A 20,333-nucleotide genomic window follows, 5' to 3' on the forward strand; every position below is an offset into this window, starting at 1 on the left:
GCCGGGAGATGCTCAGTCACTCACCTTCGCCCAAACTGTGAACGTAGATGGCGACCTGACGGCGTGAATCGTCGCTTAGTCGGCCTTCCCATGTTGGCATAACTCCAGCCCGACCATTTGTTATGGTTTGGACGATCGAGGCCTTATCGCCTCCATATAGCCAAATGGAATCGTTAAGGCGCGGAGCGCCCATTTGGCGGTTTCCGGCGCCGCCGGCGCCGTGACAGCTGACGCAGTTCTGTTCGAATACGGCCTGCCCGCGCGTAAAGGCGTCATTCCCGGTACCAGCCCGCATATTGACGAGATAGGTTGCTACATCGTCGACCTGCTCGGCCGTAAGCATGCCGCCTCGGCCAAATGCTGGCATCAAGGTCTGATGCGTATCGGGATGGGAGGACCGGCTGCCGACCTTTATGGTGTGGTAGATATCCTCGACAGTGCCTCCAAACAGCCAGTCGTCGTCGTTCAGATTGGGGTAACCCTTGCGGCCTTCACCGCCCGATCCGTGACAGGCGGCGCAATTCTCCTTGAAAACAACTTCACCGCCGGCCCGCGCGAATTCGTAAAGACCGGGGTCGGCTTTGATTTGATCAAAATCGGACGCGCGAAACTTGGTCAGCCACACGCTCTGTCGCTGTGTGATCTGCGCTTCCTCGCGCTTGAGCTTGTCATACTGTGTCCATCCCATGATGCCCTTCGTGTGACCGGTTAAGGTCGGCCACGCGGGATAGACAATCCAGTAGCCGACAGCCCAGACAATGGTAACCAACCAGACAATGAGCCACCAGCGTGGTGCTGGGTTATTCAGTTCTTTCAGACCGTCCCATTCGTGCCCTGTTGTTTCGACACCGCTTGTTTCATCGATCTCTTTTCGCTTTTCGTGGTCATTGATCATTGTGGGTGTCCTCGTCATTGAGAGGAATCAGGCGATGGGCCTGGAGCTTGTCCTTGTTTTTGGGCCAGTAGGCCCATGCGGCGATGCCGAGGAAAACGACGGTGAAGGCGAGCGTGATCAGGCCTCCAAGCAGGGAGGTATTCATCATTTGGATTTCTCCGCAGGCTTGGCTTGCTTCTTGATGACGTAGTCGGGATTGTAGGTCGTAAAATCGACGTCCGTACCCAGCTTTTGCAGGTAGGCGATCAGGGCGTCCATTTCGGTAATCTCATCCGGATTGCCATCGAAGTCGCGGACCGCAACCTTCTCTCCGTACCGTTCCAAAAGGCCCGTCGGATCGATGATTGGATCCGGGTTGGCCTGGGCTTCATAGTCATTCGCGGCTTCGGAGATCATTTCCTTTGTGTAGGGAACACCGAGGCCGGCAAGCGTCTGCAGGCGTCTTTTGATACGCCAGTCGCCGTATGGTCTGTCGGCCAGGAAGGCATAGCTCGGCATGATCGACTCCGGCACTACAGCGCGCGGATTCTTTAAGTGTGCGACATGCCATTCATCCGAATATTTGCCGCCCACGCGGGCCAGGTCCGGACCGGTGCGTTTCGAACCCCAAACAAATGGGTGATCGTACATACTTTCCGCCGCCAGCGAGTAGTGGCCATAGCGTTGCTGCTCGTCTCGTAGGGGGCGAATCTGCTGGGAATGGCAGGTATTGCAGCCTTCGCGTATGTATATTTGCTGACCCATAAGCTCGAGTGGCGTATAGGGACGCACGCCCTTCACCGGCTCGACAGTGGTTTCCATGCGGAACAGGGGCACGATCTCGATGATGCCGCCGATCGACACGGCAATCACTGTGAAGATCAGCAACCAGATCGAGTTGCGTTCGAGTTTTGCGTGTTTCTCAAGCATCAGGCATGCTCCGGCAGAGGCGCAGGGGAGGCGGGCAGGGCTTCGTTTTCAGCAGCATCGGGAGTCTTGATGGTTTTCCAGATGTTGAAGGTCATGATCAGTACGCCCAGCAGGAACAACACGCCGCCCACGGCGCGAATGATGTAGTAGGGGTGCATGGCTTGGACCGTCTCGACGAAGGAATAGGTCAGGAAGCCCATTTCGTCGTAGGCTCGCCACATCAGGCCCTGCATGATGCCGGCGACCCACATGGAAGTGATGTAGAGAACGATGCCGATGGTCCCGATCCACAGATGCACTGAGATCAGCTTCGTCGAATACATGCCCGCCTTCTTCCACAGGTGCGGCACCAGATAGTAAATCGCGCCGAAAGAGATAAAGGCGACCCAGCCCAGCGCCCCGGCATGCACGTGACCGATGGTCCAATCCGTGTAGTGCGAGAGGGAGTTGACGGCTCTGATCGACATCAGCGGACCTTCGAAGGTCGCCATGCCGTAGAAGCTGAGCGCAATGATCATGAACTGAAGGACCGGATCGTCGCGCAGTTTGTGCCAGGCGCCCGACAGCGTCATCATGCCGTTGATCATGCCGCCCCACGACGGCATCCACAGGATGATCGAGAAGGTCATGCCCAGGGTCTGCGCCCAATCGGGCAGCGAGGTGTACAGCAGGTGGTGCGGGCCGGCCCAGATGTAGATGAAGATCAGTGCCCAGAAGTGGATGATCGACAGGCGGTAGGAATAGACCGGGCGGTTGGCCTGCTTGGGGATGTAATAATACATGATGCCCAGAAAGCCTGCGGTCAGGAAGAAGCCGACCGCGTTGTGGCCGTACCACCACTGTATCAGGGCCGATTGAACGCCCGCCCAGGCACTGTAGCTATGGACACTGCCGATTTCGAAGGGAACAGTGACATTGTTGACCAGATGCAGAATGGCCACCGTCACGATGAAGGCGAGATAGAACCAGTTCGCGACATAGATGTGCTTTTCCTGGCGCCTGGCCAGCGTGCCCATAAAGTTGACGAGATAAGCCACCCAGACGATGGTGAGCCACAGGTCCGCATACCACTCCGGCTCGGCGTACTCCTTGCCTTGAGTCACGCCAAATACGTAACCAAGACCCGCCATTAGGATGAAGGCCTGATAGCCCCAGAAGGTGAACCAGCTCAGAAAATCCGAATAGAGCCGTGCGCGACAGGTGCGTTGGACCACGTGGTATGAGGTGGCCATCAGGATATTGCCGCCAAAGGCGAAGATCACCGCCGAGGTGTGCAGGGGGCGCAGGCGGCCGAACGTCAGGTAAGGTTCGACGTTAAGCTGCGGAAACGCCATCTGGAATGCGATCAGGACGCCCACCGCCATACCCGCGATAGCCCAGAAAACGGAGGCGATCGTGAAATATTTGAGGATGGTCTCGTCGAAACGCGGCTTTGCGCGTGTTTCGGTGGGGGGCGCAAGCACCGGGGGCGACTGTGCGATATCCGGCATGTGGTTATCCTTGTGCGGTATCCGAAGGGTCATTGTGGTCTGAGGCTGAGAGCGAAGAGGAGGCAGGCATTGATGCCCAGCGCGCTTAAGCGGAGAGCGTCTTGCAACCACGGCCACCGCTTAAGTATCGGGCCTCCGAACCAGCCGAGGCCAGCGAGAGCAGGGACTGTACCCAGTCCAAAAAGCAGCATGGCCACAGCGCCACGCAGCGGGTTTGCGGTTGTTGCGGCAGCCAGGAGCGCGGTGAGGAGCAGACCACACGGCAGCAGTCCCAGCGCCAGACCCAATGCATAGCGAGGCAGAACGTTCTTTGTGGCTGCAAGTCGGCCAAACGCCTTGAGTCCGCATGGTATTCCTATGCCAAAGCGGAAAGGCAGGCGCAGACCCACGCGCGCCAGGAGGCTTTCGATGAGAATAAAAAGAAAGGCCGTGGCCACCAGCGCCAAAAGCACACGCCGAAGGAGTTCGAACTCAGGATGAGGCGAAAGGAAAAGCAGCGTCCCGCCAGCCAGTGCCCCCAGAGCCGAGTAGGTTGTCAGACGCCCGGCATGATAGGGAAGAAGAAGTCGGATCCATCCCGTTTTTGCCGTGTTCGCAGCGGTTTGCATCAACACAAAAGGCCCACACATTGTGAGGCAATGGGCGACGCTTCCAGTAAGCCCCGCAAAAAACATTACAAAAAATAAGGTTTTTTGCCCCTCAATGATTTGCCCGCACGTTGCGAGCCAGTGATTACTCAATTCCATTGACGTTCACCCGTTTCCGCCCATAGTGATGCTTAGAGCATTTCTACTATACGAGCAGTAAATCCCCGACACTTTCGCAACATCAGCCAAAACTTTGAACATTAAGGCCGACAAATCTGAGCTCTCGTTACCGCATTGACTGACCGTTGTCGCGCGTCAGGATGTCGCAATCACAACTCAACACATTCACTAAGACTTTTCAGTCATATTTCTTTCGCCAGAATCGCCAATTATTAGGGCTGCGACACCCAAAAGCTCTTCGGTCGTCATGACAACTCTTTCCAGAATCCATTGCCCTTCGGCTGTGGTGGCCACCGGCCAACCGCGCTCACGTAGCGTTCTAAGGGCTTTGTCGATTGAGATTTTCATGGCGTCCTCGCGGAGAGGCGCCCGGCAAAAGCCGGGCGCCAGTGGTTCAGGCTGCGATTTTCTGAATGCAGACGCTTTCGTCGTGCACGGGATAAGCAGCTACTGCCGTGTGATCGACGGCCAAACCATGCAGCTCATTTGAGAAAGCATGGTTGACGTCCCGGTGATGGGCCTCGTCAGCGCGAACGACCAGGACGACATCGCGAAGCGTGGCGGTCTCTGGAAGCTTCCAATAGCGCTTGGCGATGGCCGGTGCCGGAACATTTTTGCTGCGCCCCTCATCGATTTCGGCGAGATAGTGCGTGTAGCTGATAACGGCCTCTTCCTCGAAATAGCCGACCACACGGTGAGCTGTCTTCGGCGAGATCAGGTAGAGCATGAAGAAGGCGAGGTAGAAGACCCACTGCACGCCGACAATAACCATACGCTCAAAAAGAGTCGGCTTAGCGACCTCTATAAACGTCATGAGGTGCATGCGCTCGTTCTCGGCTTCCTCCATCAGAGTGCGGATCCAGCCGTTGTCGTCCTTCATCCGGCGCAGGCACTTAAGGTGCGTGAGGGTGGCCCCGACCATGCCAGGCACGGCGGCAACAGTCTCCAAAACGATGGCGCGGTGGCCGTAACGCTTGGCGAAGAAGGTGTCAGCGCAGAAGCGCAACAGTTTGGTGAAGCCGAAGGCGAAGCGATCGGCGAACGACTGAGGCTTATGGTGGACGGTGAGGTCGATGGTGGGCTCGATGAACATGTATGCGTTCCTTCTACTTAGGTAACGCCTTTATGCCCTCATGCCCGCGGTACCGCCTTAATGTCGGATAAACGGCCTATTGATCGAGTACGTTCGACCACTTGATTTTTGTTAAGGCGTCTCGATGTTACTCCACCTCCGCGCCGCAGCCCCGGTCATTGCGCAGGGGCCAGAGCTCCTTGTCTGCCTTGCCTTGCGCAACACCCTTTGGCAGCGCGTGATTGTCAATCAGCGCATTGGGTCGAGCGAGGCGTCTGAGGCCTGCAGGATTACCGATACTGACGCGACTGCCCGTGACCTCCACATCGTACTTAGCAAGACTGGCAAAAGCTCTGGACAGGCTCTCTGGTGTCAAATCGAGTAGCGAGGCCAGAATTCGCTTTTCGTGGGGAAGCTCTATTGTCGTGTCGCCGCCCTGCCGTATTTGCTGGGTCAGCAGATAGTTTGCCAGTCTTTCATTGCCGGAACGCAGCTTGTGGTTCTTGATCGTGCGAACAAGCCCGCGATAGCAGCCCGATAACTCCTGGGCAACGGCGACGGCGAACGCTGCATCCTCTCGCATGGCGGCTCTGAAATGCTCAGCCGGCAACATGGCAACCTGAGATTTTTCCAACGTCCTGGCCGACATGAGGGCAGGGGCATCCAGCACCACGGCCGCAAGAATGAAAGTCGACACTGGCCGAAGCACGGCCAAGGTGCTCTCTTTGTCGTGCCAGCGTCCTTGAAGCTCCACCGATCCATCGAGCAGGATATAGAGATAGTCGACGTTATCGGCTTCGTAGATCAGATTTCCATTTGCAGGAAACGTTTGCAAGAGTGCGCCCCGAGTCAGCGCGCCGAAGCGTTCTGACTGCATTGACGCAAACAACTGCAGGCTTCGTATTCTGTTTGCGTCTGCTTCCCTCATTCGGGCCTCCATAACTTTTCAGGGAGAGCATATTTCGTCTCGCCTCAGTTGAACAGTTACAGAGTTCATAGATTGAGTATCGCCGGTAACCGCAAGCCCCCTTTCGAATCTCCAAGGCAGTTTATCAGATGCAGCACGTATTTCGGACCCGATCGCAGGCGGAGAGCAAATACCAACTATGCAGGACCTCTCAGGCGGCAAAGCGAACGAAACGAAATTGAAGTGTGATCCATAAGCCAAATCCAAAGTTGGCGTCTGCGCGGACCAGCCGGGCAGGTATATCCAGAGCACGGCCTTGGAGTAGAACCTTACATGCCGGAGAGCAGGGTATCCCTAACATTCAACATAGATCTCACCTATGGAATTACAGTAAACCCTTAATCTTGAGACTAGACGAAAAGGTGGCCAATGGCATCACCAATGTTAGTGGGAGATTTTTGAGCGGTTCAGCGCCGTATGAAGCATACCAGCTTGCAGCACGTTCGTTCTTGGCATCGATGATGAGAAACTTTCCGCCAACCTGTTCTGAAGTTCGTAAGCATCTAAGGGCTGCGGCCGCTAGTAGTTGGCCGCCGAGCCCTAACCCTGCTACAGAGAGGTCCGTCGCTATACGTGCCAACTTAAAGCCCGCGATCTCGTGCCTCGCCAGTCCTTTGACAAAATGTGCTGGGACCTGATCGTACGATACCGCGGACGGCGTTACCGTGTAAAAGCCGATAATCCGTTGTGGCTCTCCAGCTTCAATAGCGCAAAAGGTTTTTGACGCGTTTTGCTCGTGGCTCTGCCGCGCAAAACGCTGCAGAAATTCGTTCATTTGGGCGTCGCCACAATTAAACGATTTTCTATCATGCGACTTCGAAATTGGCGCTTCGTGCCAGTCCCGGAGGATCATAGTGTGGATGGCAAAGCGGCGATAGCAGCCCGTAGTTTCGCATTTGGCACAGGAGGGTTTTCGAGCAGCTCAAGAACGCGAGCGAAGTCCCGCTGAGAAAGGATGACGGCTTCGGCGGCCGCGATCACTGAGTCTGCTTCTTTTAACGCAGTCTGCACGATGAAGTTGGTGTGAGGTGCCCCTAGAAAAGTAGACGCTTTGCTTGTTACAAATTGGAAGCAAGGAGAGCTGATGATGAAGACGGGGAACAGGTTTTCGGAGGCGTTCAAACAAGACGCGGTTGCCCAGGTTGTTGACCGTGGCTATGCGGTCAAAGAGGTCGCTGCGCGGCTAGGTATCAGCACGAAGTCTCTCTACACGTGGAAGGCTGAGTATTCGAAGCCTGCCAAGGTCAGGCGGGAAGACGACGCGGTGGCGGCGGAGCTTCGCCGGGTGAAGGCCGAACTGGCCCGCGTGACGGAGGAGCGGGATATCCTAAAAAAGGCCGCAGCGTACTTCGCGCGAGAGTCTCGGTGAGGTACGCATTTATCGAAGCTCACAGGCCTGAGTTTTCGACCCGGGCCATGTGCCGCATGTTAAGTGTGCATTTTAGCGGCTTCTATGCCTGGCTGAAGACGCCTGTAAGCCAGCGGGCTATTGAGGATGCCCGTCAGACCGCGCTGATCCGGCAGGCTTGGGAAGACAGCGGCAAGGTCTATGGTTATCGCAAGTTGCACGATGATCTGCGCGATCAAGGCGAGGCCTGCTCGCCCAATCGCGTGTCCCGCTTAGCGAGCCTTGCCGGCATTGCAGCCCAGATCGGCTACAGGCGGCGCCCTGGCCGCCATGGAGGCAGTCCTGCCATCGTTGCCGAGAACAGGCTTGAACAGAAGTTTGATGCATCGTTTCCCGATCAGGTCTGGGTGACGGACATCACCTACATCAAGACGTACGAAGGCTGGGCTTATCTCGCGGTCGTCATCGACCTGTTTTCGCGCCGTGTCGTCGGCTGGTCGATGCAATCACGCATGACGACTGACCTGGCTTTGCAGGCCTTGCTGATGGCCGTCTGGCGGCGTAAGCCCAAGGCCACCGTCACCATACATTCCGATCAGGGTTCACAATATACCAGCCGCGAGTGGCAAACCTTCCTGCGCCAGCACAATCTGGAAGCCAGCATGAGCCGGCGGGGGAACTGCCATGACAATGCCGTCGCGGAAAGCTTCTTCCAACTGCTGAAACGCGAATGGATCAGGCGCAAAGCATATTCAACCCGTGAAGCCGCAAGGCAGGACGTCTTCGAATATATCGAGATGTTCTATAACCCCAAGCGCAAGCACACCAACAACGGCATGTTGTCGCCCATTGACTTCGAAGACAGGCAACGCATTTTGAAGGCGCAAAGTGTCTAGAAAGCTAGGGGCACCTCAGTGAGGTCCGTATTTTGAATCGCCGCAGCTCGCATCAATTTGGCTTTCGCTTCTGGCGAGACCCTCAAATGCATCCGCTTATTGTCATCAATGGCTACGCTTGGCATCGGAAGCTCCACACACAGATTTCGAGCTCATTGTACACGCAAGCATGCAAATGTCAATTTTGTACGCCATGAATGCGCACGGCGCATAAGAAACCTTATGGGAAATTATTATGCAGTTGTTGCAATCGGTTGGAATTTTAAGTCACGGAGGATCGATGGCCTTCCACATCAATCATCAGCTCACCGTCTTCCTTTTGGAACGGACCGGCCGGCCAGGTCTCAAGCACATCGAGTACTGTTTCTGACGGACGGCAAAGCTTCGTACCCTTTGCCGTCACTACGAACGGTCGGTTTACCAGAATGGGTTCTGCGAGCATGGCAGCCAGAATGCGTTCATTACTGACGCCCTCGTCCAGCAGACCCATCTCCCTAGCCGGAGACTTGGTTTCACGCAGCGCCTGTCTTGGCGTAAGTCCGGCCGCAAAGAACAAACCCAGCAACGTCTCCGCCTTCCAGCCGACTTTGAGATAATCCACGACGTTTGGCGTGTAACCGGCGGCCTCTATAACGGCCAGCACGTTCCGGGAGGTGCCGCAGGCCGGGTTATGGTAGATGGTGATGCTCATAGATCAGCCTCAACTGGAACGGGAAACGGCGTGGTAGGCGTGTGCAGCATCCAGCCGAACACGACGACTGCGGCGGCGGCACCGGCGCACTGTGCCAGAATAAATACCGGCACCGACGATGGGGCGATGCCCGCAAACGTATTGGACAATGAACGGGCAACCGTCACCGCCGGATTAGCGAATGACGTCGACGCGGTGAACCAGTAGGCCGAGGTGATGTAGAGGCCGACCACGACCGGTGTAGAGGCCGAACGAAAGCGCAGACAGGCCAGGATGGTACCCACCAGACCAAAGGTCGCAACCACCTCCGACATCGCCAAAGCCGACCCGTCCCTCAGCCTGGTGGAAACCTGAAGCAGGACCTCCCCGAACATCCCATGAGCGACAAGGACGCCCACTACGCCGCCGACGAATTGGGCCGCAATGTATCCGAGAGCCAGCGTCGCGCCGATCTCGCGGCGCACGGCGAAGGTCAGGGTGACGACGGGGTTGAAGTGTGCCCCCGATACCGGCCCAAGAATAGTGATCAGAACGATAAGCCCGGCACCGGTCGCCAGTGTATTGCCGAGTAAGGCGACAGCGGAGTTTCCGTTGGAGAGGGTCTCGCCCATTATGCCGGAGCCGACGACGATCGCCAGAAGCATCGCGGTCCCCAGCGCCTCGGCGGCGAGTTTGCGCAAGGTGGTTACCATAGCTTAACAGCAACTCAGCTTGGCGAGGACGGGCTGGCACTGGGCAGGATCACCACCACAGCAGTTTTCCAGCAGGTAGCCCATAAAACCCCGCATACCGTCAAAGTCGGCGAAGTAGCGGATACTCCGGCCTTCCCGCTCGGTACGAACCAGCCCCGCGTGTGCCAGCACGGACAGATTGGCGGACATGGTGTTCTGTTTGACACCCAAACGCTCCCCGATCTCACCCGCAGGCAAACCCTCGGCCCCCACCCGCACGAGCAGGCGAAAGACGTCGAGACGGGTTTCCTGACTGAGGGCCGCCAGCGCTTCGAGGGCCTTATTCTTATCCATATATCATGATTAAATGATATGTGTAATGCCGTCAAGATTGGCTATTGAAACGCCGCGATCAGCCGGTCAAGTCGCATCAGGACCTCAGTTGACGCTACATTCATAGCCTCAAAGGCCGCGCGTGCTGCGACCAAATCGCCATCGGCATAGCGCTTCGCTGCCTCACGGCCTCGCACGTGCACCTCTTCATGGGGCTTCACAAGCGCCCTGAAGTCCGGGTGGTTTCTCAAGACAGGATCGGCCACATGATCGTACCATTTCCCGAGCCGACAACTATGGTGATCGACAAGCTCATCGACACGCAGCCCCTCAAGGCCGGCCATCATTCCCGCTAATCGCTTTTTCCAAAGCGTGTGGTCCGATTTGGCTCTGTGCAAAACGTAGTTTTTGATTTCAAACGCTTCAAGAGAGGCGAATTGAGCTTTGACGACGGAGTCCGTCGCCGAAACGGCACCGACAACCTCGTTTGCAAAGATTTCACTGGCTGAAACGTGAGTTAAGGTTGAGGCAATGCCTTCCTCAAGCTTGACCGTCGCGTCTTTCTGTCCCGCAATTAACCCCGCGATCATGTCCATAGAGGCGGTATTTCGCTCAACGGCGCCCTCGACATCCTGAATATGACGGTTTGCCCTTTCAGTGGCGTTTCGACTATCGTCGAGCCGCGCACCTACGCCATTGGCGGTCTCTACGAGTGCCGTGACGTGAGCCTGCAAACCGGAAATGTGCTGACGGATATCGTCCGTCACTTTGCGTGTCTGCGTGGACAGGGCTTTAACCTCGGTAGCGACGACCGAAAACCCGCGGCCGGCCTCGCCCGCACGCGCCGCTTCAATCGTCGCGTTCAGAGCCAATAGGTTCGTTTGCTGGGCCAAAGCGTCAATCGCCGCTACAAAGGTAGAAATTTCTGCGGCAGTATCAACAAGCCGCTCTGCTGCGCTGCGCATGTCGTCGAATGCGCTGCCTATGCGGTCACACGCTGCACCCGTGTCACGCGTCGCTTGCGCGCCTTCTCTCATGGCTAACAGCGATTGCTCCATCAACTCCGCCACAGCGGGCCCCTGAACATTGAAGGGGCACAGGATTACGGTAGGAAGGGAATGGGCCTGAAGCCATCGTCATCGAGCGCAGGTTCGTCCTCCCAGATATAGTCGCCTGTGAGGTTGATGTGCTCCCAACCGAGAGGCGAGAGTGTCGACAGCCATTCATCGGGAATCTGCTGCCCACGTTCGCGCAGCGCAGCGACGGCCCGGCCCATGTGAACACTGTTCCAGTAGATGATGGCCGTCACCACGAGGTTCAGCGCCGAGGCCCGGATAGACAAGTTCTCCTGGCTACGATCGCGGAACCGGCCAAGGCGATGAAGGTTGACGGCCCTGACGAGGGCGTTGCGGGCCTCACCCTTGTTCAATTCTGCAGTCGTTTGTTTGCGGAGGTCCTTGTCGTTGATCCACTGCAGGGTGAATAGAGTGCGCTCGATCCGGCCCAACAACCGCAACGCATTGCTCAGGCCTTGCCGCTTTGGGGCGGAACTCAGTCGTTTCAACAGAAGAGACGACGATACCGTCCTCGTGCGCAACGACGTCATCATATGCAGGATGTCGTCCCAGTAAGGGGCGATCTGGCTGGCATCGAGACGATCTCCCATCACATCGTAAAGAACGCCATAGTCTTTCGCCGGCCGAAAGCCGTAGAGACAACGTCCATCCAGGTTCGGAATACGCGGGTTGAAGGCATAGCCTAAAAGGTGGCAGGTCGCGAAGACGAGATCGTTGACCCCGCCACCGTCGACATGGTGGCGCGTGACGGCCTGCCCCGTAGGCGTTTCGAGAAGGGCATCAAGCACATGCAGCGCCTCGCTCGCGGTCGCGGCCATGACGCGGGTGTGATAGGGCGCATAGCGGCCGCTGATCGCCGTGTAGAGTTTGATGATCGGATCTCGGCCGTAATGGGCATTCACTTCGCCAGCGTTCTCGGCGGCCGCGCCCAAAAAGATATGCTGCCCGTCAGAGGACGAAATCGTGGGTGAGCCGAAAACCGTAGCGAACGCGTCCTTATGCTGGGCCTCGATCAGCTTCGCCAGCGCCAACGCGAAAGTGTCCTCCCGGAAGTGCCAGATAGCTGTTTGCTGTAACTGTCGGCGCGTGCGACCGGGGCTGGCCTGAGCCATCTTGCTAAGGCCGAGGTTGGTCGCTTCAGCGATAAGCGCTGTGAACAGGGCGCGCTTGTCCGCACAAGGGCGCCCCGTCTGGAGATGCTCGAACGTTTCCGTAAACCCCGTCATCCGATCGACGTCCATCAGAAGATCCGTCAACCGGACCGTCGGCATATGACGTGATAATAGACCGGCAAAGGCCACCGCTTGCTCACTTTCCTCAGTGAAGACAGCTGGCACGCGAAGGCCTTTCGCGCCGATGCGGGTATCGCCCCGATTATCCGCCAGATGCTTTGCTGCTGCCTGAAAGGCCGTCTCAAGTTCAGCCTTGCGCCTGGCGATATAGTCCCAGAAATCCGGGTTTACAGCGATGGGCAGCGTGCCGGACGTCTGAATCAACTCGAACTGGCCGCGTGGAAGCAGGTAGGTTTCAATTGTCTGATAGGCCCGTGAGCCGACAACCGTCACGTCGCCCGACGCGAGGCGCGCCTTCAGCTCCAGCAGAAAATGGATTTCCATCATCTTGTGATCGAAGCCGCCGTCGACCGTCATGATTTGCTGACGGGCTCGCGAGGGTACAAACGGGAGGAACCGCGCAACCCAATCCGCTTCGGTCATTCGGCCTGGACGGCGGTGCCACCGCTGGCTCAATTCAAGGAGCGCCTCTACCAAGCCCTGATACCCGGCCGACGCCTTGAACTCGAAGGCCGCCAGAAACGGCGACGCATAGCGCCGTACAGCCGCATATTCGGCGCGTAGCTCAACGAGCAGGTTGTTCTCGGCAGAAAACCGGCGTGAAGGTTTGATGCTGCCGACGATCCTGCGGATCTCATCCCAGGTGGTGAACGTGGTGATGGCGGTATCAAGCGGCCGCTCAGTGTCATGAGCGTCGACAAGAACGACCGCCAGATCGCGCAGGAAGGCCATAGCGTCCTGGCTATTCAGCGCCTCTTCTTGGGCGCGTTCCTCGCGCCGGCGGTGGGCCCGGCGGACAGAGCGGGCGATCAGAGCCTCGAACATGTTGATCGCCTGATCGGTCAGGTCCAGACCCAGCTCAAACACGGTGGCCGCCAATGTGGTGTAGCGTCGTGGCGCATTCATCTGCCTGTAGTTCTGCGCCGTCAGGCGTTTGCCTTCAGCCGCCAGATTGATCCGGCGCTCCATACCGATCAGTTCCGGGGTCTTTGGGGGGATGTCGATTTCCCGAATAAGATCCAGACGCTGAATGATCGCGATCATGGCCCGGCTGCCTTGCGGTCCCGGCGGTTCGCGCAGCCATGAGATCTGGTGCTGACGCCCATGTACCGACTTATCCGAGACCAACGCATCGAGTGCACCTAGGGCGAGGTCTGTCAGCGACCCGTGGACGCCCTCGTAAAGGTGGCTCTCCGCCTGATGAAGGGCTTGCGCCACCAACCGTTCCAATACGGTAACGCCTGGAATGATGATCCGGCGCCGTCGCATCTCCTCCGCCAGTGAGAATACCAGCGGGCGGGCCTTGGGTGAGGCGATCGCCATGCCGCGCACCCAGTTCAGTAATTCGGCTCGATGAGGCTGGGTCATTTCCTGAAAGCCGTAAGCTCGCCTCAGGACATCCAGATGTTCGGAGCGCGTTGCCGCCCGCTTACAGGCATCCAGCAGTACGTCCGGACGGGTCGCTAATTGCTCGGCAAGGAACTGCACGGCCCCCGCCGGGATGGTGTCGCCGGCAGCGATCAGGCGGCCAGGGTAACGCAGGGAGCAGAGTTGCAGAGCCAGCGCAAAGCGGGTCTCGGCTTTTCGTCGTGTATTAACCAGGATGAGGTCTTCCGGATGGAGCGTCCAGTGCTCGATCAGTAAGGGCTCGTCGGTGGGGTGCGAAAGCAAACCCGCACGCTCTCTGGCCGTGAGGATGGATTTTCTGGGCATTGTCGGAACCTCGGCAGCAGAGGTTCATCTTTGCACGCTTGACATTGCATCAATATATCATTATAGCCTGATATATGGATAAAAAGGCAGCAACACAGGCATTCGCCGCCCTGAGCCAGGAAACCCGGCTCGACGTTCTTCGCTTACTCGTTCAGGTGGGACCGGAAGGCCTGCCAGCGGGAGATATCGGCGAGCGTTTGGGCGTGAAGCAAAACACCATGTCAGCCAACCTTTCAGTCTTGCAGCAATCGGGTCTGCTGAGAAGCGAGAGGGAAGGGCGGTCGATCCGCTACTTCGCGGACTATGATGGTCTGCAAGGGCTGTTGTCGTTCCTGCTGGAAGACTGCTGCGGCGGCCGCAAGGAGCTATGCGAGCCGCTGATCCAGAAAATCGTCTGCGCCTGTTAGGCGTGTAGTTCAAATAGGTCGGGCCTGATCAACGCGCTGTCCGTCGGCGTGATTGCGCCCTTGCGTCTACAGCCGAGAGTCCCATGGGTAAATTCGAGCGCTATCTTTCAGTCTGGGTCGGTTTATCGATCCTCGCCGGTGTGCTGTTGGGCCACCTGTCCCCGCCCGTGTTTCAAACGGTCGCCCACCTCGAATACGCCCACGTCAATCTGGTCGTGGCCGTGCTGATCTGGGTGATGATCTTCCCCATGATGATCAGTATCGACTTTTCGACCATAGGCGAGGTCCGCAAGAAGCCGAAGGGCCTGATCATCACCTTTTTCATCAACTGGTTCATAAAGCCCTTCAGCATGGCAGCCCTGGGTGTCGTGTTTCTCCAGTATGTTTTCGCGGGTTTTATTCCAGCGGAAGATGCCAAATCCTATATCGCCGGTCTTATCCTGCTCGGCGCCGCACCCTGTACCGCGATGGTCTTTGTGTGGAGCCGCCTGGTCAAGGGCGACGCCAACTATACGCTGGTGCAGGTCTCGCTGAATGATCTCGTGATGATCGTGGCCTACGCCCCCATCGTTGCCCTGCTGCTCGGCGTAACTGATGTCGTGGTCCCGTGGGACACCCTGATCCTGTCGGTCGTGCTCTATGTCGTCATTCCTATCGTTGCGGGCTACCTAACCCGCAAGGCGCTGCCCGCCGCCAAGGTTGATGGCCTGCTCGATGCCCTGAAGCCGTGGTCGATCATCGGCCTGCTGGCGACCGTCGTTCTGTTGTTCGGCTTTCAGGCTCAGGTCCTGCTGGAAAAGCCGCTGGTGATCCTGATGATCGCCGTGCCGATCCTTCTGCAAAGCATCCTGATGTTCTTCCTGACCTTCAAATGGATGTGCAAGGTCAAAATCCCGCACAACATCTCCGCACCCGCCGCCCTGATCGGTGGCTCCAACTTCTTCGAGCTGGCCGTCGCCGTCGCTATCAGCCTGTTCGGTCTTCACTCCGGCGCGGCGCTCGCCACCGTCGTCGGTGTTCTGGTCGAGGTGCCGGTCATGCTGTGGCTGGTAAAGGTCGCCAACAAACAAACGTACGAGGTCTAAGATGCAGCCCGTCATCTATCACAACCCGGACTGCGGCACCTCGCGCAACGTCCTGGCCATAATCCAGGCCGCGGGCTACGCGCCCGAGATCATCGAATATCTGAAGGTGGGTTGGAACCCCGACGAACTGCGCAATCTGCTGGCCTATGCGGGCCTGACACCGAGGCAGGCGCTGCGGGAGACCAAGTCGCCGGCCAAGGAACTAGGCTTGCTCGATCCGGGCGTGACTGCCGACGTGATCTTAGAGCAGATGCTGGTGCATCCGGTCCTTGTCAACCGGCCCATCGTCATCACCGATAAGGGCACCAAGCTGTGCCGCCCGTCGGAGGTCGTGCTGGATCTGTTGGACACCTGGCCCAAGGGGCCGTTCCTCAAGGAAGACGGAACGGAGATGATCGACAGCGCCGGTAAGCGCGTCGGTTTGCCGGGGATGCCGAACATGGACGCCGAGAGCTTTCAGGCGATAGACGAGACCAAGCTGCTCGCGCCCGAGCCTATGAACCACGCACCGCGCATTCTGCTGCTCTATGGATCGGTTCGGCCGCGCTCGTTCAGCCGTCTGGTCTCCGAAGAAGCCGCGCGCATCCTCAACCGCTTCGGGGCGGAGACGCGCACCTTCAACCCGTCGGGCCTGCCGCTGCCGGACGACGCTGATGTCAGCCATCCCAAGGTGCAGGAACTGCGCGAGCTGGTGCAATGGGCGGAAGGCATGGTCTGGTGCTCGCCTGAGCGCCACGGCGCGATGACCGGCGTCATGAAATCGCAGATCGACTGGATACCGCTGGCGCTGGGATCGGTTCGACCGACCCAAGGAAAAACTCTGGCGGTCATGCAGGTCTCCGGTGGCTCACAATCGTTCAATGCCGTCAACCAGCTACGCGTGCTGGGCCGCTGGATGCGCTGTATCACCATCCCCAATCAGTCGTCCGTGGCCAAGGCCTTCACCGAGTTCGACGAACACGATCGGATGAAGCCGTCCTCCTATTACGACCGCATCGTCGATGTCATGGAAGAGTTGATGAAGTTTACCCTCCTGACCCGCGAACGCGCCGACTACCTCGTTGACCGCTATTCCGAGCGTAAGGAGACCGCCGAAGAATTGTCGAAGCGCGTCAATCTCCGCTCTATCTAAGGCCGCCGACATGAAGGTTCTTTTTCTCTGTACGGGTAACTCCTGCCGCTCGATCCTCGGTGAGTTCACCTTCAACCATCTCGCGCCGAGTGGCTGGCGTGCCATGAGCGCCGGGAGCCGCCCGACGGGCTATGTCCATCCGAGGTCACTCGCACTGCTGGAGAGCGAAGGCATCTCGACGGACAGCGCCTCCAGCAAGTCGTGGGAAGACCTGCCGGAGGTGCCGGACATCGTCATCACCGTCTGCGGCAGCGCCGCCGGGGAGGAATGCCCGGCCTATATCGGCAATGTCTTGCGTACCCATTGGGGCGTCGAAGACCCGGCCCATGTCACCGGCACAGACGCACAGATTAATGCCGCCTTCCGCAAGGCCTATACGATCCTGCGGGCCCGCATCGAAGCCTTTCTGGCGCTGCCGCTCGATCGGCTGGTGTCCGACCGAGGCGCCATCAGGACGGCGCTCGACGAGATTGGCCAGTTGATGCCGACAGACGAGGCGGGCGTGTTCACGCAGATCGATCCGCGCGACGGTGATCTGGTCGAAGCGCTGGCCGCTGCCGGATTGCCGACCACGGACCTGGGCACAGCCCAACAGACGTTCTGGCGTCATAGCGCTGGCGGTGAAGTTCGCGGCTTCGTCGGAATAGAGGCTTACGGCAAGGCCGGACTGTTGCGCTCGCTGGTCGTCCCGCAAACCCAGCGCGGCAAGGGTCATGGCGTTCGGCTCATCGACTTTGCTGTCGCGCAAGCCGATCGCGCCGGTCTGACGGAACTTTGGCTTCTGACCGACACGGCGGCGCCTTTTTTCGCGCGGACGGGTTGGACACCGAGGCTCAGGGCCGATGCGCCCGACGACATCCAGTCCAGTGCCGAGTTCGCCGGGCTTTGCCCGTCCAGTGCATCCTGTTTTTCACTCAGCGTCCCGGCCTACCTGTAGGCGGGCCACCACTTACATATTCTGGGGGTTTCATGCGTCTGTTCCGATCACTGACGGGGCCGAAGGCCCGATGCTGCGCGTCCATCATGGCGGGCTTTTTTCTGGCGCCGACCGGGGCGTGGGCCGAGACCCCGGTCGATGACCGCTGGCGGGTGAAGGTGTCGGGCGAAGCGCGAGGCCGGTACGAGACGCTGTCGGGGCAGTTTCGCGCGGGTGGCAAGGGCGGCGATCAGCTTCTGGCGTTTCGCACCCTGATCAAGGCCGAAGCCAAACGCGGGGCCTGGACCTTCGCGGCCGAAATGCAGGACTCGCGTAGCTATCTCGGTGACGCCGGCACGGCCTATTCGACAAGCTGGATCAATCCCGTCGATCTGCTTCAGGCCTATGCCGAGGTGGAGGTCAAGGAACTGCCCGGTCAGACCACAACGTCTGTCCAAATGGGGCGGATGACGCTCGACATCGGCAGCCGTCGCCAAGTGGAGCGGGTCGAGTTCGCCAATGTCATCTATAACTATACCGGCGTCCATGTCCGATCGCGCACGCCGAGCGGGGCGCAGTGGCACGTGCTCTACGTCGTGCCGGTCACGCGCCTGCCAGCGGACCGGACGGCGCTCAGCAATAACGACATATCCGGTGACGAAGAGGCCACGAACCGCAAGCTTTGGGGACTGCATTACATCCGTCCCGATAGCTTCACAGCGCTGGCACCCGGCCTGACGGCGGAACTTTTTGTTTATGGGCTCGATGAGCGGGATGCCAAGGACAATCCGACGCCGAACCGGCACTACACGACGCCGGGCTTCCGCGTGTCCCGCGCCCCCAAAACCGGCCAGTGGGACCTGGATGTTGAAGGCGCGTGGCGATACGGCACCCGCCGCAATACCAGCAATGCTAGCGACCTGCGCGATCTGAAGGTGCGCGCATGGACGCTGCACGCCCACCTGGGCCGCACGCTCGACCTGAAATGGCAGCCGCGCCTGGTGCTGGACTACGACTACGCCAGCGGCGATAAGAACCCGACCGACGGTCGCTACGATCAATACGAGCGCCTGTTCGGCTCCCGGCGCACCGACCTCGGCAATACCGGCATCCACGGGCCGTTGACACCCGCCAATATAAACGCGCCGGGGTTCAGGATCGAAGTGAAGCCGAATGCGCGCACCGACGCGCGTGTGGCCTATAAAGCGGCCTATCTGGCGTCTGATACCGATAGCTGGGTAGTCGCCGGCGTTCGTGATCCGCAGGGCCGTTCGGGTTCGTTCATCGGCCACGCCGTCGACAGCCGCGTGCGATACTGGTTCAAGCCGAAGCATCTGCTGGGCGAAGTCGGGTTATCCTTGCTGCTCGATAGCGAGGTCGGTCGCAATGCGCCCAACGGCGCCCGTCAGGGCGATACCGCCTTCAGCTATGTTCAGCTTACGGGCTATTTCTAAGCTGGGTTCAAAGCGGAATATAACGCAATTTCCCATAAGTTTACTTATGCGAAAATTTATAACTCATTGTAATTAAATTATATTTTAAGGCATTTAGTGTAAGGTGGCCGCAATGGACTCACTGCGGCCACCCCTCTAATCGAGGAACCGGGCCCTAGTGCTTGTGGTCCTTATGGACATCCGGCTGATCCGCCTTGTCCTTATCGCAGCAACAGCACTTTTCCATGGCTTCGCAACAGGATTTGACGGCGTCCTTGACCGCTTCCGGGGCGGCTGCATAGGCGGCACCGGCGGCGAACAGGGCAACAAAAGCAGATGTGACGATGATACGTTTCATCGGATAACTCCGTTAGATAGATTGAATGTAAGGTGTCTTATCTGTCGGAGGATCAGCGCGGAGGCGGCGCCCGCGGGCCGAAGGTAATCCCGTCATAGTGGGCAGGCTTGATGGTAAAGGTCAGGACATCCGTCTTCATAACCATCGCGAAGTCATAGGAGGACGGTGCGATGACCGGGCACTGAAGACCGCAGGTCTTATAGACGGCGGGCGCCTTTTCAGGACAGCAGGGCATATCCGGCATGTCGTTCGCGTAAACGGCCCCCATCGCCGAATGGGTCATCATCGTCTCGGCGGCCGCTGGCGTGCTGACACACAGGATCATGGCCATCAGGCCCATGATCATCGAGACAGCGTTAAAGCGAAGATGGCGGCGCATGAAGTAGAGTGTATAGGGGCTTTGGCCTTTGGGCAATCGCTTCGTTATGAGGCTTCTGGTGTGGGTGCCAGCGACTCGATGATGGCGCAGTCGGCCACGATATTGCAGTGGCAGCTTTCAATCACCTGATCGAGCACGACCTTCAGCGACTGAAGGTCTTTGATCTTTCGCTCCACCTCGTCCCGATGCGCACGCGCAATTACATCGACGGCCGCGCACGATTGCGACCGGTCGTCAGAGAGCGTCAATAACGCACGCACCTGGTCGAGCGAAAACCCCAAATCGCGCGCCCGCCGAATGAAGCTCAGCCGGTTCAGATGCGCCGGCTCGTAAGCCCGGTAATTGCCTTCGGTTCGACCGGGTTGCGGGAGCAAGCCATTTTTTTCATAAAAGCGGATGGTTTCGACCTTGGTGCCCGTGGCGCGTGAGAGATCACCGATCGACAAATGTGTGGAACTCATGGCTTGACCCTATAGCGACTATAGGGTGTATATATGCGAGCC

The 20,333-nt window shown here is 58.4% G+C and carries 25 protein-coding genes and 1 pseudogene; 7 read left to right on the plus strand and 19 right to left on the minus strand.

Going from position 1 to position 20,333, the window contains the following annotated elements; translation table 11 throughout:
- Window positions 1-16: 16 nt before the first annotated feature.
- From ccoP to PQU92_RS14440, 10 genes are all read right to left on the minus strand, one after another.
- Window positions 17-895 (minus strand): cytochrome-c oxidase, cbb3-type subunit III, encoded by an 879-nt coding sequence (ccoP, locus tag PQU92_RS14395; protein WP_272748945.1) that lies wholly within the window; start codon window positions 893-895, stop codon window positions 17-19.
- On the minus strand, window positions 885-1,043 hold the full coding sequence (locus tag PQU92_RS14400; RefSeq protein ID WP_272748946.1) for a cbb3-type cytochrome oxidase subunit 3: 159 nt from the start codon (window positions 1,041-1,043) through the stop codon (window positions 885-887). The genes ccoP and PQU92_RS14400 overlap by 11 nt, the downstream gene beginning before the upstream one ends.
- A complete protein-coding gene (ccoO, locus tag PQU92_RS14405; protein WP_272748947.1) occupies window positions 1,040-1,804 on the minus strand; it encodes a cytochrome-c oxidase, cbb3-type subunit II in 765 nt (254 codons plus the stop codon). The genes PQU92_RS14400 and ccoO overlap by 4 nt, the downstream gene beginning before the upstream one ends.
- Window positions 1,804-3,294 (minus strand): cytochrome-c oxidase, cbb3-type subunit I, encoded by a 1,491-nt coding sequence (ccoN, locus tag PQU92_RS14410; protein ID WP_272748948.1) that lies wholly within the window; start codon window positions 3,292-3,294, stop codon window positions 1,804-1,806. Before ccoN ends, ccoO begins: the two co-directional genes overlap by 1 nt.
- Before the next feature lie 29 nt (window positions 3,295-3,323).
- Window positions 3,324-4,040 carry a sulfite exporter TauE/SafE family protein gene (locus PQU92_RS14415; protein WP_272748949.1) on the minus strand — a complete coding sequence of 239 codons (717 nt, stop codon included), beginning with the start codon at window positions 4,038-4,040 and terminating at the stop codon, window positions 3,324-3,326.
- Window positions 4,041-4,229: 189 nt separating this feature from the next.
- The gene (locus tag PQU92_RS14420; RefSeq protein ID WP_272748950.1) at window positions 4,230-4,409 is read right to left on the minus strand and encodes a hypothetical protein; all 180 of its coding nucleotides are present in this window, start codon (window positions 4,407-4,409) and stop codon (window positions 4,230-4,232) included.
- A 46-nt stretch (window positions 4,410-4,455) separates the two neighbouring features.
- On the minus strand, window positions 4,456-5,154 hold the full coding sequence (locus PQU92_RS14425) for an alternative oxidase (protein WP_272748951.1): 699 nt from the start codon (window positions 5,152-5,154) through the stop codon (window positions 4,456-4,458).
- Between the two features lie 127 nt (window positions 5,155-5,281).
- The gene (gene ftrB / locus PQU92_RS14430) at window positions 5,282-6,061 is read right to left on the minus strand and encodes a transcriptional activator FtrB (protein ID WP_272748952.1); all 780 of its coding nucleotides are present in this window, start codon (window positions 6,059-6,061) and stop codon (window positions 5,282-5,284) included.
- Window positions 6,062-6,425: 364 nt separating this feature from the next.
- The gene (locus PQU92_RS14435; RefSeq protein WP_272748953.1) at window positions 6,426-6,875 is read right to left on the minus strand and encodes a GNAT family N-acetyltransferase; all 450 of its coding nucleotides are present in this window, start codon (window positions 6,873-6,875) and stop codon (window positions 6,426-6,428) included.
- Window positions 6,876-6,949: 74 nt separating this feature from the next.
- Window positions 6,950-7,222, minus strand: a complete 273-nt coding sequence (locus PQU92_RS14440; protein WP_272748954.1) for a type II toxin-antitoxin system TacA family antitoxin — start codon at window positions 7,220-7,222, stop codon at window positions 6,950-6,952.
- Between PQU92_RS14440 and PQU92_RS14445 the strand changes: the two genes are divergently transcribed.
- Window positions 7,188-8,344 (plus strand): IS3 family transposase gene (locus PQU92_RS14445; protein ID WP_272748993.1). Its coding sequence is split into 2 segments (ribosomal slippage): window positions 7,188-7,428 and window positions 7,428-8,344, totalling 1,158 coding nucleotides; the frame shifts between segments, so codons are not numbered across the junction. The genes PQU92_RS14440 and PQU92_RS14445 overlap by 35 nt on opposite strands.
- Here PQU92_RS14445 and PQU92_RS14450 read toward each other — a convergent pair.
- The 6 genes from PQU92_RS14450 to PQU92_RS14480 all read right to left on the minus strand — a co-directional run bounded on the left by PQU92_RS14450 (window position 8,341) and on the right by PQU92_RS14480 (window position 14,120).
- Window positions 8,341-8,469, minus strand: a complete 129-nt coding sequence (locus PQU92_RS14450) for a type II toxin -antitoxin system TacA 1-like antitoxin (protein WP_368407114.1) — start codon at window positions 8,467-8,469, stop codon at window positions 8,341-8,343. The two genes, PQU92_RS14445 and PQU92_RS14450, sit on opposite strands and share 4 nt — an antisense overlap.
- 137 nt (window positions 8,470-8,606) lie before the next feature.
- A complete protein-coding gene (gene arsC, locus PQU92_RS14455) occupies window positions 8,607-9,035 on the minus strand; it encodes an arsenate reductase (glutaredoxin) (protein ID WP_272748955.1) in 429 nt (142 codons plus the stop codon).
- Window positions 9,032-9,727, minus strand: coding sequence for an aquaporin (locus tag PQU92_RS14460; protein ID WP_272748956.1), 696 nt, complete (start codon window positions 9,725-9,727; stop codon window positions 9,032-9,034). The genes arsC (PQU92_RS14455) and PQU92_RS14460 overlap by 4 nt, the downstream gene beginning before the upstream one ends.
- A gap of 3 nt (window positions 9,728-9,730) precedes the next feature.
- Entirely contained in the window at window positions 9,731-10,060 is a 330-nt protein-coding gene (locus tag PQU92_RS14465) for an ArsR/SmtB family transcription factor (RefSeq protein WP_272748957.1), read from the minus strand.
- Window positions 10,061-10,101: 41 nt separating this feature from the next.
- Window positions 10,102-11,109: a methyl-accepting chemotaxis protein gene (locus tag PQU92_RS18935; protein WP_368407115.1), complete on the minus strand. Its 1,008-nt coding sequence runs from the start codon at window positions 11,107-11,109 to the stop codon at window positions 10,102-10,104.
- Between the two features lie 32 nt (window positions 11,110-11,141).
- On the minus strand, window positions 11,142-14,120 hold the full coding sequence (locus PQU92_RS14480; protein ID WP_272748958.1) for a Tn3 family transposase: 2,979 nt from the start codon (window positions 14,118-14,120) through the stop codon (window positions 11,142-11,144).
- 74 nt (window positions 14,121-14,194) lie between these two features.
- Between PQU92_RS14480 and PQU92_RS14485 the strand changes: the two genes are divergently transcribed.
- The 6 genes and pseudogenes from PQU92_RS14485 (at window position 14,195) to PQU92_RS14510 (ending at window position 19,114) form a co-directional block, all read left to right on the plus strand.
- Window positions 14,195-14,527 (plus strand): ArsR/SmtB family transcription factor, encoded by a 333-nt coding sequence (locus PQU92_RS14485; RefSeq protein WP_023462689.1) that lies wholly within the window; start codon window positions 14,195-14,197, stop codon window positions 14,525-14,527.
- 83 nt (window positions 14,528-14,610) lie between these two features.
- On the plus strand, window positions 14,611-15,612 hold the full coding sequence (gene arsB / locus PQU92_RS14490) for an ACR3 family arsenite efflux transporter (RefSeq protein WP_272748959.1): 1,002 nt from the start codon (window positions 14,611-14,613) through the stop codon (window positions 15,610-15,612).
- 1 nt (window position 15,613) lies between these two features.
- Window positions 15,614-15,946, plus strand: a pseudogene (gene arsC, locus PQU92_RS14495) (arsenate reductase (glutaredoxin)); the annotation flags it as partial.
- A gap of 105 nt (window positions 15,947-16,051) precedes the next feature.
- The gene (gene arsH / locus PQU92_RS14500) at window positions 16,052-16,744 is read left to right on the plus strand and encodes an arsenical resistance protein ArsH (RefSeq protein WP_438263830.1); all 693 of its coding nucleotides are present in this window, start codon (window positions 16,052-16,054) and stop codon (window positions 16,742-16,744) included.
- 10 nt (window positions 16,745-16,754) lie between these two features.
- Window positions 16,755-17,681: an arsenic resistance N-acetyltransferase ArsN2 gene (gene arsN2, locus PQU92_RS14505; RefSeq protein ID WP_272748960.1), complete on the plus strand. Its 927-nt coding sequence runs from the start codon at window positions 16,755-16,757 to the stop codon at window positions 17,679-17,681.
- A gap of 32 nt (window positions 17,682-17,713) precedes the next feature.
- Complete coding sequence (locus PQU92_RS14510) at window positions 17,714-19,114, plus strand: alginate export family protein (RefSeq protein ID WP_272748961.1); 1,401 nt, start codon at window positions 17,714-17,716, stop codon at window positions 19,112-19,114.
- A gap of 154 nt (window positions 19,115-19,268) precedes the next feature.
- Here PQU92_RS14510 and PQU92_RS14515 read toward each other — a convergent pair whose 3' ends face one another.
- The 3 genes from PQU92_RS14515 to PQU92_RS14525 are packed head-to-tail and all read right to left on the minus strand — an operon-like array spanning window position 19,269 to window position 20,291.
- A complete protein-coding gene (locus PQU92_RS14515; protein ID WP_272748962.1) occupies window positions 19,269-19,451 on the minus strand; it encodes a hypothetical protein in 183 nt (60 codons plus the stop codon).
- Between the two features lie 52 nt (window positions 19,452-19,503).
- Window positions 19,504-19,830 (minus strand): hypothetical protein, encoded by a 327-nt coding sequence (locus PQU92_RS14520; protein WP_272748963.1) that lies wholly within the window; start codon window positions 19,828-19,830, stop codon window positions 19,504-19,506.
- Between the two features lie 44 nt (window positions 19,831-19,874).
- Window positions 19,875-20,291, minus strand: a complete 417-nt coding sequence (locus PQU92_RS14525) for a MerR family transcriptional regulator (RefSeq protein ID WP_272748964.1) — start codon at window positions 20,289-20,291, stop codon at window positions 19,875-19,877.
- Window positions 20,292-20,333: the final 42 nt, after the last annotated feature.

This window comes from Asticcacaulis aquaticus (assembly GCF_028550415.1).
GTDB classification, from domain to species: domain Bacteria; phylum Pseudomonadota; class Alphaproteobacteria; order Caulobacterales; family Caulobacteraceae; genus Asticcacaulis; species Asticcacaulis aquaticus.

Bases quoted from the DNA above. Each gene is read 5' to 3' on its own strand.
- ccoP (WP_272748945.1), bottom strand. From the start codon at position 895: ATGATCAATGACCACGAAAAGCGAAAAGAGATCGATGAAACAAGCGGT.
- PQU92_RS14400 (WP_272748946.1), bottom strand. From the start codon at position 1,043: ATGATGAATACCTCCCTGCTTGGAGGCCTGATCACGCTCGCCTTCACC.
- ccoO (WP_272748947.1), bottom strand. From the start codon at position 1,804: ATGCTTGAGAAACACGCAAAACTCGAACGCAACTCGATCTGGTTGCTG.
- ccoN (WP_272748948.1), bottom strand. From the start codon at position 3,294: ATGCCGGATATCGCACAGTCGCCCCCGGTGCTTGCGCCCCCCACCGAA.
- PQU92_RS14415 (WP_272748949.1), bottom strand. From the start codon at position 4,040: ATGGAATTGAGTAATCACTGGCTCGCAACGTGCGGGCAAATCATTGAG.
- PQU92_RS14420 (WP_272748950.1), bottom strand. From the start codon at position 4,409: ATGAAAATCTCAATCGACAAAGCCCTTAGAACGCTACGTGAGCGCGGT.
- PQU92_RS14425 (WP_272748951.1), bottom strand. From the start codon at position 5,154: ATGTTCATCGAGCCCACCATCGACCTCACCGTCCACCATAAGCCTCAG.
- ftrB (WP_272748952.1), bottom strand. From the start codon at position 6,061: ATGAGGGAAGCAGACGCAAACAGAATACGAAGCCTGCAGTTGTTTGCG.
- PQU92_RS14435 (WP_272748953.1), bottom strand. From the start codon at position 6,875: ATGAACGAATTTCTGCAGCGTTTTGCGCGGCAGAGCCACGAGCAAAAC.
- PQU92_RS14450 (WP_368407114.1), bottom strand. From the start codon at position 8,469: ATGCCAAGCGTAGCCATTGATGACAATAAGCGGATGCATTTGAGGGTC.
- arsC (WP_272748955.1), bottom strand. From the start codon at position 9,035: ATGAGCATCACCATCTACCATAACCCGGCCTGCGGCACCTCCCGGAAC.
- PQU92_RS14460 (WP_272748956.1), bottom strand. From the start codon at position 9,727: ATGGTAACCACCTTGCGCAAACTCGCCGCCGAGGCGCTGGGGACCGCG.
- PQU92_RS14465 (WP_272748957.1), bottom strand. From the start codon at position 10,060: ATGGATAAGAATAAGGCCCTCGAAGCGCTGGCGGCCCTCAGTCAGGAA.
- PQU92_RS14480 (WP_272748958.1), bottom strand. From the start codon at position 14,120: ATGCCCAGAAAATCCATCCTCACGGCCAGAGAGCGTGCGGGTTTGCTT.
- PQU92_RS14485 (WP_023462689.1), top strand. From the start codon at position 14,195: ATGGATAAAAAGGCAGCAACACAGGCATTCGCCGCCCTGAGCCAGGAA.
- arsB (WP_272748959.1), top strand. From the start codon at position 14,611: ATGGGTAAATTCGAGCGCTATCTTTCAGTCTGGGTCGGTTTATCGATC.
- arsH (WP_438263830.1), top strand. From the start codon at position 16,052: ATGGACGCCGAGAGCTTTCAGGCGATAGACGAGACCAAGCTGCTCGCG.
- arsN2 (WP_272748960.1), top strand. From the start codon at position 16,755: ATGAAGGTTCTTTTTCTCTGTACGGGTAACTCCTGCCGCTCGATCCTC.
- PQU92_RS14510 (WP_272748961.1), top strand. From the start codon at position 17,714: ATGCGTCTGTTCCGATCACTGACGGGGCCGAAGGCCCGATGCTGCGCG.
- PQU92_RS14515 (WP_272748962.1), bottom strand. From the start codon at position 19,451: ATGAAACGTATCATCGTCACATCTGCTTTTGTTGCCCTGTTCGCCGCC.
- PQU92_RS14520 (WP_272748963.1), bottom strand. From the start codon at position 19,830: ATGCGCCGCCATCTTCGCTTTAACGCTGTCTCGATGATCATGGGCCTG.
- PQU92_RS14525 (WP_272748964.1), bottom strand. From the start codon at position 20,291: ATGAGTTCCACACATTTGTCGATCGGTGATCTCTCACGCGCCACGGGC.